This is a genomic window from Ruegeria sp. L12, from assembly GCF_056531745.1.
The window spans coordinates 16,159-29,919 of sequence record NZ_JBQFMH010000022.1 but is presented as its reverse complement, the minus strand read 5'-3'; the positions used below and the strand labels follow the sequence as shown (position 1 = coordinate 29,919).

Here is a 13,761-nt window from a genome sequence, read left to right as displayed (position 1 = left end):
CTCCGATGCGTCTCAACCGTCTTTCCAGTCCGTCAGGCCGTCTCTCCGACCCGTCAGCACCGCCTCAGCAGCGCCGGTGAAGGGCGTTCTATGCCTTACGCATTCAGCGCGCAAGTGGAAAATTCAAGAAATTCGTAAAAAACTGCAAAAACACGTTTAACGTATAAATATCAGTTGGTTAACTGCAGGTATCCCCGCCAAACTCTGCCGAAATCGACCTCTCAGTCCAACAGTCATCCCATCCGACTTACGAAGCCCGTCGGAGCCACCCCTATATATAGTGAGCGTTTCCAAACTGCCCACAAGACCGATGCGACTCGTTCAGGATCAACCGATTCAAATTTGGGATGAAATCAGGCCCGAAGCCGACTCGGCCAGGCGCAACACAGCTTCATAGCAACGGTACCTTGCACATTTATCGCGGATGCGCTCAGGTCTCTTCAAAACACAACGTTTGGACTCGCGGACCTGACATGACAGCAGACACCCTGTTTCCCCTGATGCGTACCGTTGGATTTGACGGCCTGCTGGTGACATTTGCGCAGGCCATGTCCGAACCATCGAACCGCGCGGCGCTGGCGTTTCGCGGGGCGATCGAGGAGCAACAGATTGATGGTGTGCTTGAGACGTCGGCCTCGCTGGCCTCGGCCTATGTTCGGTTCAATCCGTCGCAAGTGTCCCATCCCGACATCGAAGCGCAGATGCGCGCGCTGTTGGACAGCCGTGACTGGTACGGTGCGCCCCTGCCCGCCGGGCGACGATTCTGGTCGGTGCCCACGGTTTACGGCACCAATCTTGCGCCGCAGCTGGAGGACGCGGCTGCAGCGGCGGGGCTGTCCCCGTCCGACACCATCGACCGTCTCAGCCAGACCCGCGTGCGGGTTCTGACCATCGGATTTGCGCCGGGGCAGCCCTATCTCGGCCCGCTGGGACCGGAGTTCAATATACCCCGCCTGAAAGAGCTGACGCCAATGGTGCCCGAAGGCGCACTGGTCCTGGCAATATCGCAATTCGTGTTGTTCTCGGGGCCAACGCCGACCGGATGGCGCCATGTCGGACAGACCGCGTTTCGATGCTTTCGCCCCGATATGGAGCAGAGCTTTGCCCTCAACCCCGGGGACGAGATGCAATTCGTATCGGTCTCACGCAATGAACTGGAAGAGATCCGGGCGACCTGCACCGATGGGTCTGGCGGCGCGCGCTGCGAGGAGATCACGGCATGAGTCTGATCGTCCGTCGCATTGGTCCGGCCTGCACCATCCAGGATCTGGGGCGCACCGGATATCTGGCTCAGGGCCTGTCGCGGTCGGGCGCGGCAGATGTTCTCGCCTTACACGAAGGTGCGGCGTTGCTGGGGCAGAGCCCGACCTGCGCAGCCCTTGAAATGGCGGGCATGGGTGGTGAGTTCGAGGCAACCGAGCTGACCGCCATCGCCCTGACCGGTGCGCCGATGCAGGCCAGTATCGATGGCAGCCCGGTCCTGTGGAATGCTTCGCACCAGATGGAGGCCGGACAGCGGTTGGTGATCGGATCGGTGCTGCAGGGCAGTTATGGGTATCTGCATCTGGGTGGCGGAATCGGGGCTGAGGTGACGCTGGGCTCTCGCGCCGCCCATCTGACCGCCAGAATCGGGCGCGCTGTTCAAGCGGGCGATCACCTGCCTGCAACGGGAACCGGCAAGACGAGTCTGAAACTGCGCGCAGATGACCGGTTCTCGGGCGGGGCGTTGCGGGTGATGGCCAGCTTTCAGACCGCATTGTTCGATGACGAAACACTGGCGCGGTTTACGCAGACGACTTTCCACCGCGGCGCGCGGGCCAACCGCATGGGCATGCAACTGGACAGCGACGGTGACGGGTTCGCGGCCAGAGGACAGCTGAACATTCTGTCCGAGGTCATAACCCCCGGCGACATCCAGATGACCGGCACCGGCGCACCGTTTATCCTGCTGCCCGAATGTCAGACGACCGGAGGCTATCCCCGCATCGCGACCGTTCTGCCCTGCGACCTGCCCCGTGCGGCGCAGGCCCCGGCGGGCAGTTCCGTTCGGTTCGAGTTCGTGTCGCTGGAACAGGCCACCGCACTGCAAGTCGCCTTTGACGCCGACCTTGCCCGCCTGCCGGGTCGCGTCGAACCTCTGGTTCGCGATCTGCATGACATCCCCGACCTTCTGTCCTACCAATTGATCAGCGGAATGATCTCCGCCACCGAATAAGGAGTTATCGCGATGCCGAGCGTCGATCTGAATGCCGATATGGGCGAAAGCTTTGGCCCTTGGAAGATGGGCGATGATGAAAGCCTGCTGAAGATCATTACCTCGGCCAATATCGCCTGCGGCTTTCATGCGGGCGACCCGGATGTGATGGCCAGTACGATGGTGCTTGCGGCCAAGAACGGCGTGGGCATCGGCGCGCATCCAGGCTTTCCCGACCTGCAGGGGTTCGGCCGGCGGAACATGAAGGTACCCCATGACAGCTTGCGCAATCTGGTGCGCTATCAACTGGGATCGGCGATCGGAATGGCCAAGGCAGTGGGCACTGAAGTGCGGCACCTGAAGCTGCACGGGGCGCTGGCCAACATGTGCTCGGTCGATATCGACATGGCGCGGGCCTGCTATCAGGGCGCATTGGACGTAGACCCGGACATCATCATCATGGTGCTGGCCGTCACCAAACAGGAACAGGCCGTGCGCGAACTGGGCTGCAAATGGGTGGGCGAGATCTTTGCCGACCGCGCCTATAACGACGACGGTACGCTGGTGGACAGGTCTCTGCCGGGGGCGGTGATTCATGACCCCGAACTGGCCGGACCACGCATCGTCAACATGGTGAAAGAAGGCGCGATCATCACCGAATCCGGCAATCGGCTTGAAACCTCAATCGACACGATCTGCTTGCACGGCGACGGTCCGACAGCGGTTCAGATCGCACGATCGGTGCGTGAAAACCTGATCGAAGGCGGCGTCGAGGTTAAGAAATTCATGTCTTAGTCATCGTTGCGTCAGGTTCGCATCCCATATGCAGTCTGTTGCCCGGACAGGTCGAAGCGCCTAGCATGAATGGCAAGTGCATGATCTGACTGCCACAAATCCAAGCAATGCGCCGCAAGGAGGTGAACCAATGTCATTCGATCTGATGTCCTATGAACCCCGGGGCGACAAGAAAAACTCGGACTTCTTCACCGAATACCTGCCGAAGATTTACGAACGCCGCATCAGCTCGGGCATTGCCGATCAGGTCGGCGCCATGCGGGCCATTGTCATTCAGGTCGAGCCCGACGCATTGTTCGACACACTGGTCGAGCTTTACGTGATGACCCCCTATCGCCATACGGCCAGCTATCTGGGTCCGACGCACAAGTTCTCGGTGATGCACTCGCATTCCGATTACCCGGCACTGATCGTGATGGCGCCGCTCAGCCCTGTGTTCGAAGACTTCATCCCGCGCATCAATCGCATGTACCCGCTGGCGCGCGGCACGCCGCAGACGCGATATGTGGGTGAGATTTACAGTGCCACCGATCTGAAAGCGCTGACCGGGACGTTGGAGGATCAGAATATTCGCTTTGAATACCCGGGCGACACCGAGAACCCTTTCTACACGCTGGACGGCTTCCGTTTTACCACGCCGTCGGATTTCACCTGCAATCGTGTCGGCTATTCCACGATGGATTTCAACGATACCGACAGTCTGGGACTGGGCGACCGGGTGCTGCTGAGCGACGCGGAACAAGCGCGACTCGATCAGGCCGCGGCCTTCGGTGCCGACAGCAAGATCGCGCCGTTGATGCTGGGGATCGACCATTTAGCCACCCGCGTTTTGGCCGGTGAGCGTGAGGACGCAATCCTCGAGTTTCTGACCATGGTCCCTTATTATTTCTGGGGTGCTTACAACATCTTCGACATGAATTCGTCGACCAATGTGAACCGCAATGCGAATGTGGATGACGACAAGGAATCCCCCGCCAAGGTTTTCACGGCCAACAACACCCCGTCCTTCGTGAACTCCTTCGCTAAGCTGCCCATGCCGACCGAAGATTTCGTGCGCAACTTCGGGCGTCGCCTGCACCATATGGCGGTCGAGGTTCAGGACGGCGACCATGGCGCGGGAGAAAAGAATGTCGACTTCGTGGTCAACACGCTGAAAGACAAGGGCGTGCCGTTTCTGGCCCATGTGGTGGGTGAGTGCAAAGATGATCCGAACCTGAAACAGATCTTCTCGAAACACTCGAAACACACGTTGCTGATTACCGAATATATCGAACGCTGCCATCACTATGACGGCTTTTTCACCAAGGATAACGTGGCCGCCCTGACCGCCGCCGCCGGGCAGGACGAGCAATACCAGCATGGTCACGTCTTTGACTGATCAGACATAAAAAAGGGCTGCGAGAGTATCGCAGCCCAGACCCATCCAGGAGAGAATATGTCGGGTCTTATGACGGCCCGATCATGAAACATGTAACATTGCGTGCCTGCAGCCGGCGGCAGGCCAGATCGGCCTGTTCGCGGGTCATGCCCTGAAATGTCGCGTCAAAGCCGCGCGAGCTTTGGTTCACCTTGCGCAGCGTACCTTCCAGCGTGGTCATTTCTGACAGGGCGGTTTTCAGCAGGACCTTCTCGGCCTCATACCGCGTGGTATAGCGGCCAACATTCACGCCCCACAGATGCCCGCCGGATGTGGACAGGCGGGTGACTACCTCCGGCTCCGGCTCGGGCTGTCTGACAGGCTCAGCCGAGGCCAGAACCACGTTCTCCGGCCGCGCCTCGGGGCGCTTTGTGCTGCCAGAGGGCGCGATATCCGCCGATGCGATGGCTGCGGCGATGCCGTCCTGAATGCGCGCGCCGTTCTTGGCGGCTGTTTCTGCTACCGAACCTGCCACCTGAACGGCGGCTACAGGGCGCAGCACTGGGCGAAGGCTGGTCTTTGGCGGGCCGGCTTGTGCGACCTGAACCGTGCCACCGATACCGGTGTTCCCGGCATACGCAGGCCGTGCAGGCTTACGGATCGGCGCGCGTGAGGGGGCACGGCGGAAACCCATATCCAGCAGTTCGGCCACGCGCGCGTTCCGCGAGGCGCCGGATTTGCCACCAAAGACAGTTGCAATGATGCGTTCATCCTTACGCTTGGCCGAAGCGACCAGGTTGAAACCCGCCGCGCGGGTATAGCCGGTCTTGATACCATCCGCGCCCCGATACGCAGCCAGCAGACGCCGGTTCGTGTTGGGAACAGTCTTGATCCCGGCATGAGTCGATTGGCGCGAGAACAGGTTATAATACTGCGGATAGTCATACAGCAGATGACGGCCCAGCGTGGTCATGTCGCGCGCGGTCGACAAATGCCCTGCTTCGGTCAGGCCATGGGCGTTCTTGAAGGTTGTCCGGCTCATCCCCATCGCCTTGGCGGTGCGCGTCATGCGGCGAGCAAAGGCCGCCTCGGACCCGCTGATCGCGATACCGATAGCTGTTGCCGCGTCGTTGGCCGATTTCACCGCCGCCGCCCGGATCAGAAAGCGGAACTGAATGGTCTGCCCGCTCCGCAAGCCCAGCTTCGAGGGCGGCTCGGCCGCGGCGGCCTTGGTGATGCGCACCGGAGTATCCAGCGTGATCTCACCATTCCGGATCGCCTCGAACGCGATATAGAGTGTCATCATCTTGGTCAGCGACGCCGGATGCAGGCGGCTGTCGGCATTGCGTGCGTGCAATACCTCGCCTGTGCGCGCGTCGATGACCATGGCCGCGTAGGGCGCCGCCATGCCTTGCAGTGGCGCAAAAGAAAGCAACCACAGAAATGCTATAAGGAATAAGCCCATTCGGGCCGGAACTGTCCGCCGAATCTGCACGATCTTTGCCTCTGTCTGCCTCGTTCCGCCGGGTTTTCCCGGTCGGATTTCTTTTCTTAATATTCCTCAGGTTAGCACAGAGATCGGTTTAATGAAACCAAAAGGTCAGGCCGCAGCGATCACAATCCTGGATGTCGCGTTGCCATATCTTGTGGCGAATGCGGCCCCACCCACGAAACCGGCGATTATGCCAGAAATCAGGCAAAGCATTGATTCGAATTTCCGACAACTGCGGCGAAACGGCAACAGATCAGGAAATCCGCTCCACCAACGCCGCAAGATCGCCCAGATCGCGCAGCTCGCAGAATCGAGGGCTGGCAGCGGGCACCTCGGCCCGCTCAATTTCCCAGACCAGCCCGTGCGGGACATAAACCCCCCAGCATCCGGCCTCGATCGGGGCCACCACATCGGAGCGCATCGAGTTCCCCACCATCATCGACGCCTCGGCTCCGTCGCCGTGTTGCGCAAAGATCGACGCATAGGTTGCCGCCGTTTTCTCGGATACGATCTCGACCCCATCGAACAGCTCACCCAGTCCGGATTGCGCCAGCTTGCGCTCCTGATCAATGAGGTCGCCCTTGGTGATCAGCACGACCCGGTGCGTGCCAGACACGGCCTCGATTGCCTCGCGGGCATGGGGCAGCAATTCGATGGGATGGGCCAGCATCTCTTGCCCGGCTTCGATCAATCGCCGGATCACCTGCGCCGGGACCCGGCCCTCGGTCACTTCGATGGCGGTTTCGATCATCGACAGGATGAATCCCTTGATGCCATAACCATAGTGCCGGATGTTGCGCCTTTCAGCGGCCAGAAGCCGCTCCATCAGGTGGTCGCGCTCGGCATGATCGGCCAGCAACTCGGCGAAATAGGCCTGCGTCAGCTGAAAAAACCGCTCGTTGTGCCACAGCGTGTCATCGGCATCGAACCCGATTGTGGTCAGTTTGTTCTGCATCGCGATTCCGACTCATGGCTCTTTTCTCTGACGATGGTGACGTTATATAAGCCCTGAAACAACCGAAGCCTGAATCGGATTCTCTTACAGCAATGCGCGAAGACCAGTGGATCATGTCTGACAAGGACAACGAGGACGACGACACGTCGATCCTGGTACAGACGCGCCCCAAGACCAAGCGGCCGCCGCTGTATAAGGTGCTGTTGCTGAACGACGACTACACCCCGATGGAGTTCGTCGTGCATGTGCTGGAGCGGTTCTTCGGCATGACCCACGCGCAGGCGTTCGAGATCATGCTGACCGTGCACAAGAAAGGCGTCGCGGTTGTCGGCGTCTTCAGCCACGAGATTGCCGAAACCAAAGTGGGTCAGGTGATGGATTTCGCCCGCCGGCACCAGCACCCGCTGCAATGCACCATGGAACGCGAAGAATAACGCGCCTCCGCAGCCGGGTTTGCCCATGTCCCCTCGCCTTGATCTAGCTCTGACCAGCGGGCTCAGCCTGTCGCAACCGCTGACCGTTCTGGCCCCGACCACGGATCACGATCTGTCGGATCTGGCGCCGCAGACGCAGGTGGTGCAACCATTCAAACCGTTCCACGATCACTTTGCCGCGCAGGGATTTGCGGCGACACCGGAAAGTGATGCGCCCTGTCAGGATGCCATCGTCTTTCTGCCGCGCGCCAAGGCACTGGCCCGGGCGCTGGTCCATCAGGCCTGCAGCCGCGCCAGCGGGACCATCGTGATTGATGGGGCCAAAACCGATGGCGTCGACAGCCTGCTGAAAGACATCCGCAAGCGGGTTGCGGTCGAAGGGCCGATCTCGAAAGCGCATGGCAAGATTTTCTGGTTTCAATCGGATGCGGACGCGTTCACCGACTGGGCCGCGCCCGAGGGCCAGATGGTCGATGGCTACCAGACCGCGCCCGGGGTGTTTTCCGCCGATGGCATCGATCCGGCCTCGGCACTGCTGCTGAAGTCTATGCCCGCGAAACGCGGCGCGCGCATCGCCGATCTGGGGGCGGGCTGGGGCTTTCTGTCGGCCAACCTGACCCATGACGCCCTGCATAGCCTGCATCTGGTCGAGGCCGATCACACCGCCCTTTCCTGCGCCCGCACCAACGTGCCGGACCCGCGCGCGCAGTTTCATTGGGCCGACGCCACCACCTGGACCGCGCCCGAGCCGCTGAACATGGTGGTGATGAACCCGCCCTTTCATACATCGCGCAGTGCCGATCCGGCTTTGGGCCAGGGCTTTATCGCCAGCGCCGCACGAAATCTGACACGCAACGGCGCCCTGTGGATGGTCGCCAATCGCCACCTACCCTACGAGGCCACGCTGGCCGAGGCTTTCGCACGGGTTGAAGAGGTTGCCGGAGACAACCGGTTCAAGGTGTTCCATGCCTCTCGCCCTCGGGGCTGAGGCCCGCTAACCTGCGCCAGAACTCAGGAGGATTCGCATGTCCTTTTCCATCGCGGGCAAGACCGCAATCGTCACCGGCGGCGCCAATGGCATCGGTCTGGCCATCGGACGGCACTTTGCCGATGCAGGTGCCAATGTCATGTTCGCCGATATGGACGAAAAGCGCCTGGCCGAAGAGCTGGGCGAACAGACCGATGACAGCAACTTCCGTTATTTCGCAGGTGATCTGCGCGAGAAACTGACCATTGCCAACTTGCTTTCGGCGACGCTGGACGCGTTCGATCAGGTCGATATCCTGATCAACGGCGCGCGGCAGGTGATCCCGTCTGACCCGCTGGACACCGACGACGATTCCGTGCGCACGCTGCTGAACCAGAACCTGATGCCCGCCCTGCGGCTCAGTCAGGTTGTTGCCAAGCGGTTCATCAAACAGGCCGATGGGGACGAGGAAAATCCCGCCGGTTCGATCATCAACCTGTCATCAATCGCCGCGCGGCGCACTCATCCCGATCTGATGGCCTATTCGGTCTCGACCGCGGCGCTGGACCAGATGACCCGCTCGCTGGCGGTGGCGCTGGCCCCGAACCGCATCCGCGTGAATTCCATCGCGCTGGGATCGGTGATGAGCGCATCGCTGCAATCCACCCTGAAGGAAAACCGCGATTTCCGCGACGATATCGAGAAACACACACCGCTGGCCCGTATCGCCGCCCCGAACGAACTGGTCGAAACCGCGCAATTCCTCGCCTCGGATGCCGCCGGTTTCATGACCGGGCAAATCCTGACCATTGACGGAGGCCGCACCCTGCTGGACCCCGTCGCAGCCCCGGCCCACTGACCCTGATGTTTGACACTGAAAAGACCACCGCATCCGCCTGGTTCCGTCAGTTGCGGGACGAGATCGTCGCCGCATTCGAGGCGCTGGAAGACAGCCATGACATCGGCCCCTTCGCAGATGCCGAACCGGGCAGGTTCGAGGTGAAGGAAACCACCCGCCAGTCCGACGATGGATCGGACGCGGGTGGCGGATTGATGTCGGTGATGCGCGGCGGGCGGGTGTTCGAGAAGGTGGGCGTCAATGTCTCAACCGTCTATGGCACGCTGGGCGCGCGGGCACAGAACGCGATGGCGGCACGCAAGGGCATTCCGGGGATGAAAGACGACCCCCGCTTCTGGGCCTCGGGGATCAGTCTGGTGGCGCATATGCAGAACCCGCATGTACCAGCGGTGCATATGAACACCCGGATGTTCTGGACCCCGCATGCCTGGTGGTTCGGCGGCGGGTCCGACCTGAACCCCTGCATCGAATATGGTGACGATACCACCCATTTCCACGCCACCCAAAAGGCGCATCTGGACCCGCACGGGGCGGGCCATTATCCGCGCCTCAAGGACTGGGCCGATGAATACTTCTATATTCCCCACCGCAAACGTGCGCGCGGTGTGGGCGGCATCTTCATGGATGATTACTGCACCGGCGACTGGCAGGCCGATTTCGCCCTGACGCAGGACATTGGCCGTGCCTTCCTGCCCGCCTTTCTGCCACTGGTCAAAAAGCGCCGAGTGCAGGGCTACAACGCAGCTGACAAAGACACCCAGCTTGTACATCGCGGGCTCTATGCCGAATACAATCTGGTCTATGACCGAGGCACCAAGTTCGGGCTGGAAACCGGGCATGACCCGGACGCGGTTCTAATGAGCCTTCCGCCACTGGCAAAATGGGTCTGACGCTCAGAACCCCATATCGATGAAGTTGTCCCAGCAGTAACCCTGCGCAGACGCGGCGGTCATGCTGGCCCCGAGGGTCTTGACCGTCACGGAATAGGTCGTGACGTCCTCGGCCCCTGTGGGCGGTGTCAGTGAAAACTGTACCGTGCGAACGCCTCGCTCATAAGGCTTTGAGATATAGATGCGCTGGGTGGCAGAGGTCCGCAATGTCCGGATCGCGTAATCGCCGATCCCGCACCAATAGGCGACCGGGGCCGAGGTTCCGATGGCCGCCACCTCGAACGAACCGTTCTGCAAGGGCGTCACCGTGGTCCGAAACGCGGGCCGCACGCCGATCCCGAATCCGATGGCGTGCGCAACAGCAGGTGTCAGAATGGCGGTTATCAGGCAGGTGAGCTTCAGAAATCGCATGTCAGACACCCTTTCGGTCACAGGCTTTGCGTCGCAAAAAGCATGAATTCAAATAATACCATACCATGACAACATAATGAGCGTGGGCACAACTTCCATATCGGCCGCACCATGTGTCATGAAAATCCTTTCCATGAATATGATGCACGCTATGATTGGCATATCATTTGATTACAGGATGGTCAGTGCAAAAACCGTTCCCCAAAGACTGGTTTGATCTTTCACCCGAAAAATATGCCGATTTCGGCGTGTTATTCTATCTGGCGGCGTTGACGAAAACCCATCGCAGCCGCAGCCTGGCACAGGTCCTTCACGCCTTTGAAACACCCCTGCGGCTGGGCCAGTACCATATCTTTCGTCAGAACGGCTTTCCACGCGGTTTCGTGACCTTTGCGGGCCTCAGCCCCGAGGCCGAGTATCGCTATGCGGTTGAGGACCAACCTCTGACGGACGCGGATTTCACCAGCGGCACGTCCTTCTGGATCGTCGATATGGTGGCCCCATTCGGCCAGACACGCAAAATCGTCGAGATGCTGAAGCGCGACATTCCGCACCCGCGCGTGCGCACCAACCGTCTCAGCAGTGATATGTCGACCAAACGCATCGTCGAGTGGACGCGCGACGACCGGCAACAGGTGCATATGCGACTATACCGCGAATCCGAGTTTGCCCGACTGCTTGAGCAGGAAAACCAATGACATCGGTTGTGACCATATCCGGAGATATTACCGGCGATGTTACGGGCTTTCCGCCCAATATCGCAGAGGGCGATCTCGACGTAACCGCGACCTCGGATTTCGGGGCATTCACTGGGGCCAGCTGGGCCATCTCCGATCCACCGGATTTCGGCTCAGCGACGATCGATTCAGCCACCGGCGAGTGGACCTATACCGTCGATCCCGCGTTCTTCGACAGCCTCGATGACGGAGAGATCGTGTCCGACTCGTTCGAGGTGACGGTGACCGCCACCTTCGACAACGGGTTCTTCACCTTCACCGGCACACAAACCCAGATCATCGACATCACCATCGAAGGCGTGTGCTTCACCGCCGGAACCCTGATCGAGACTGCCGAGGGTGAACGCGCCATTGAGACCCTGCGCGTGGTTGACAAGGTGGCCACCGCCGATCACGGCTTGCAGCCGATCCGCTGGATCGAAAGCAGCGTACTCTCGCCCGAACGCTTGCGCGCCAACCCCGCCATGCGTCCGGTGCGAGTATCTGCGGGCAGCCTTGGCCCCGGCGTACCGGCGCGGGATTTGCTGGTCTCACAGCAGCATCGCATCCTGATCCGTGGTCCCAGGGTCGAAATGCTGTTCGGCACCGCCGAGGTCCTGATCGCGGCCAAGCATTTGTGCACATGGCCCGGTATCGGGATCGACACCAGCGATGCCCCGGTCGAATATCTGCATATCCTTCTGGACCGGCACGAGATTCTGATCGCCGAAGGCGCCTATGCCGAAAGTCTATTTCTGGGTGAGGAAAGCCTGCACACTCTGTCCTCGGACGCACTTCAGGAACTGGCCGAGATCTTCCCCGATCGCACCGATGGCGGGACCCCCGGTTTTGGCAAAGCCGCCCGGCGCATCCTGCGCGCGCATGAGGCAATGGCGCTCGGCTAGGTAAGCTCGACTCGCCCACCCACATCCTCAGGCGCAAGGGCCACGGTTTTGATCACCGCGTGGCACGGGCTGCCGACCTGCAAGCCCAGCGCCGCGACCGAGCGTCGGGTGACCCGCGCCAGCACCACCCCAGCCGGGGTTTTGACGGATACGATAGCCCCAGGCCCCTCACCCGCCCGGATCGCCTCGACCTGCCCGGACAATACGTTCAGCGCCGAAAGACCTTCGGGTAGCCTGTTCGACAGGATCACTTCCTGCGCCGGGATGCGGATACGCAGCGCCTCTCCGATCTTGTGCGGGATACGCGGCAGGAACAGGCGCGCATCCCCTGCGACCAGCTCGGACAACCCGTCATCGTGATGCGCTGCAACACGAACCTGCAACACCGCCCCCACGGCGCGCACCCCGGCAGGAGCCACCGACGGGTCGGCCAGCACCTCGGAGGCCGGACCATGGCGCAGCACTCGCCCATCCTGCAGCGCCACCACCGAGGTCGCCAGCCGCGCGACCTCGGCCGCCGAATGGGTCACATACAGGATCGGCACCGAAACCTCATCGCGCAGCCGCTCGAAATAAGGCAGGATTTCCGCCTTGCGGGCATCATCCAGCGCCGCCAGTGGCTCATCCGCCAATATCAGGCGCGGGCTGGCCAGCAGGGCACGGCCAATGGCAACGCGTTGCTTCTCACCGCCCGACAGCATCGCGGGGCGGCGGTCCAGCAGGTGTCCGATGCCCAGCATCTCGATCACCCGGTCGGGGCTTTCACGCCGCGCGCCGCGCGGGGCGAACCAGCGACCATAGTTCAGGTTCTGGCGCACGGTCAGATGCGGAAACAGGCGGCCTTCCTGAAAGACATAGCCCAGCCTCCGCCGATGCGGCGGCAGCCACAGCCCCTTTTCAGTGTCGAACAGCACCCAGTCCCCCACCGCCACGCGCCCGGCCTCGGGGCGCAGCAGTCCGGCCACCGCGTTGACAACGGTCGTCTTGCCCGAACCCGAGCGCCCGAACAGGACCGTCACGCCCGACGGCGCATCGAAATCCAGATCCAGCGCCATCCCCGGCAGCTGGTGGTGCAGACGGACAGACAGGCTCATGACCCGGCCACCCGTGCGGCCACGCGGCGGCCCACATATTCCGACAGCAGCAGCGCCCCCATGGCGATGATGATCGAGATGATCACCAGCCGTGTCGCCGCCACCTCACCCCCCGGCACCTGCAGGAATGCGTAAACCGCTGAAGGCAGCGTCTGCGTCTGGCCGGGGATGTTCGAGACAAAGGTGATCGTGGCCCCGAACTCTCCCATCGCCTTTGCAAAGGCCAGAATCGCGCCTGCAATCACACCGGGCAGGATCATCGGCAGCGTCACGGTTCCGAACACCATCATGCGCGAAGCCCCCAGCGTGGCCCCGGCCTGTTCCAGCTTGGGGTCGACCGCCTCGATTGACAGCCGGATCGCGCGCACCATCAGCGGAAAGGCCATGATCCCGGCGGCCAGCGCGGCCCCGATCCAGCGGAAGGCGAAGACGATGCCCAGCTCGGACAGCGGTTTGCCCAACGGCCCCTGAATACCGAAGGTCAGCAGCAGCAAATAGCCGGTCACCACCGGCGGCAGGATCAAGGGCAGATGCACCAGACCATTCAGCACCTGCCGCCCCGGAAAGCGCCAGCGCGCCAGCGCGTAGGCCACGAATATGCCAAAAGGCAGCGTGATCAGCGTTGCCCAGAACGACACACGCAGCGACAGGCGCAAGGCCTCAAGTTCTGCCGGACCCAGCCAACCCATCAC

General features: G+C 61.4%; 15 protein-coding genes. 10 read left to right on the top strand and 5 right to left on the bottom strand.

All coding sequences use genetic code 11. The features are described 5' to 3' along the window. The first annotated feature begins 473 nt into the window (after positions 1-473). From ACR0K9_RS20175 to ACR0K9_RS20160, 4 genes are all read left to right on the top strand, one after another. Positions 474-1,223, top strand: coding sequence for a 5-oxoprolinase subunit B family protein (locus ACR0K9_RS20175; protein WP_480825826.1), 750 nt, complete (start codon positions 474-476; stop codon positions 1,221-1,223). Beyond that, positions 1,220-2,215 (top strand): 5-oxoprolinase subunit C family protein, encoded by a 996-nt coding sequence (locus tag ACR0K9_RS20170; RefSeq protein ID WP_480825824.1) that lies wholly within the window; start codon positions 1,220-1,222, stop codon positions 2,213-2,215. The genes ACR0K9_RS20175 and ACR0K9_RS20170 overlap by 4 nt, the downstream gene beginning before the upstream one ends. A gap of 12 nt (positions 2,216-2,227) precedes the next feature. Beyond that, on the top strand, positions 2,228-2,989 hold the full coding sequence (locus ACR0K9_RS20165; RefSeq protein WP_480825822.1) for a LamB/YcsF family protein: 762 nt from the start codon (positions 2,228-2,230) through the stop codon (positions 2,987-2,989). A gap of 130 nt (positions 2,990-3,119) precedes the next feature. Further along, on the top strand, positions 3,120-4,367 hold the full coding sequence (locus ACR0K9_RS20160; protein WP_480825820.1) for a hypothetical protein: 1,248 nt from the start codon (positions 3,120-3,122) through the stop codon (positions 4,365-4,367). Positions 4,368-4,434: 67 nt separating this feature from the next. On the opposite strand, the gene ACR0K9_RS20155 is transcribed toward ACR0K9_RS20160, so the two are convergent. Both ACR0K9_RS20155 and ACR0K9_RS20150 read right to left on the bottom strand, forming a co-directional pair. Continuing rightward, positions 4,435-5,811 (bottom strand): D-alanyl-D-alanine carboxypeptidase family protein, encoded by a 1,377-nt coding sequence (locus ACR0K9_RS20155; RefSeq protein WP_480536513.1) that lies wholly within the window; start codon positions 5,809-5,811, stop codon positions 4,435-4,437. A 280-nt stretch (positions 5,812-6,091) separates the two neighbouring features. Then, positions 6,092-6,793, bottom strand: coding sequence for an HAD family hydrolase (locus tag ACR0K9_RS20150; protein ID WP_480825818.1), 702 nt, complete (start codon positions 6,791-6,793; stop codon positions 6,092-6,094). Between the two features lie 92 nt (positions 6,794-6,885). Here ACR0K9_RS20150 and clpS point away from each other — a divergent pair, with 92 nt between their 5' ends. From clpS to hemF, 4 genes are read left to right on the top strand one after another with little or no spacing between them, the layout of a single operon-like run. Further along, positions 6,886-7,227, top strand: coding sequence for an ATP-dependent Clp protease adapter ClpS (clpS, locus tag ACR0K9_RS20145; protein WP_480536516.1), 342 nt, complete (start codon positions 6,886-6,888; stop codon positions 7,225-7,227). A 25-nt stretch (positions 7,228-7,252) separates the two neighbouring features. Beyond that, the gene (locus tag ACR0K9_RS20140) at positions 7,253-8,215 is read left to right on the top strand and encodes a class I SAM-dependent methyltransferase (RefSeq protein ID WP_480825816.1); all 963 of its coding nucleotides are present in this window, start codon (positions 7,253-7,255) and stop codon (positions 8,213-8,215) included. A gap of 37 nt (positions 8,216-8,252) precedes the next feature. Further along, positions 8,253-9,053: an SDR family NAD(P)-dependent oxidoreductase gene (locus ACR0K9_RS20135; RefSeq protein WP_480825814.1), complete on the top strand. Its 801-nt coding sequence runs from the start codon at positions 8,253-8,255 to the stop codon at positions 9,051-9,053. 5 nt (positions 9,054-9,058) lie between these two features. After that, positions 9,059-9,943: an oxygen-dependent coproporphyrinogen oxidase gene (hemF, locus tag ACR0K9_RS20130; RefSeq protein ID WP_480825812.1), complete on the top strand. Its 885-nt coding sequence runs from the start codon at positions 9,059-9,061 to the stop codon at positions 9,941-9,943. A 3-nt stretch (positions 9,944-9,946) separates the two neighbouring features. On the opposite strand, the gene ACR0K9_RS20125 is transcribed toward hemF, so the two are convergent. Continuing rightward, complete coding sequence (locus ACR0K9_RS20125) at positions 9,947-10,354, bottom strand: hypothetical protein (protein ID WP_480825810.1); 408 nt, start codon at positions 10,352-10,354, stop codon at positions 9,947-9,949. A gap of 185 nt (positions 10,355-10,539) precedes the next feature. Between ACR0K9_RS20125 and ACR0K9_RS20120 the strand changes: the two genes are divergently transcribed. Together ACR0K9_RS20120 and ACR0K9_RS20115 are read left to right on the top strand one after the other, a co-directional pair. Continuing rightward, positions 10,540-11,052, top strand: coding sequence for a toxin-activating lysine-acyltransferase (locus ACR0K9_RS20120; RefSeq protein WP_480825808.1), 513 nt, complete (start codon positions 10,540-10,542; stop codon positions 11,050-11,052). Further along, positions 11,049-11,975 (top strand): Hint domain-containing protein, encoded by a 927-nt coding sequence (locus ACR0K9_RS20115; protein ID WP_480825806.1) that lies wholly within the window; start codon positions 11,049-11,051, stop codon positions 11,973-11,975. The genes ACR0K9_RS20120 and ACR0K9_RS20115 overlap by 4 nt, the downstream gene beginning before the upstream one ends. Here ACR0K9_RS20115 and modC read toward each other — a convergent pair. Both modC and modB read right to left on the bottom strand, forming a co-directional pair. Beyond that, positions 11,972-13,069 (bottom strand): molybdenum ABC transporter ATP-binding protein, encoded by a 1,098-nt coding sequence (modC, locus tag ACR0K9_RS20110; RefSeq protein ID WP_480825804.1) that lies wholly within the window; start codon positions 13,067-13,069, stop codon positions 11,972-11,974. The genes ACR0K9_RS20115 and modC overlap by 4 nt on opposite strands. Next, complete coding sequence (modB, locus tag ACR0K9_RS20105; RefSeq protein ID WP_480825830.1) at positions 13,066-13,758, bottom strand: molybdate ABC transporter permease subunit; 693 nt, start codon at positions 13,756-13,758, stop codon at positions 13,066-13,068. The genes modC and modB overlap by 4 nt, the downstream gene beginning before the upstream one ends. Between the last annotated feature and the right edge of the window lie 3 nt (positions 13,759-13,761).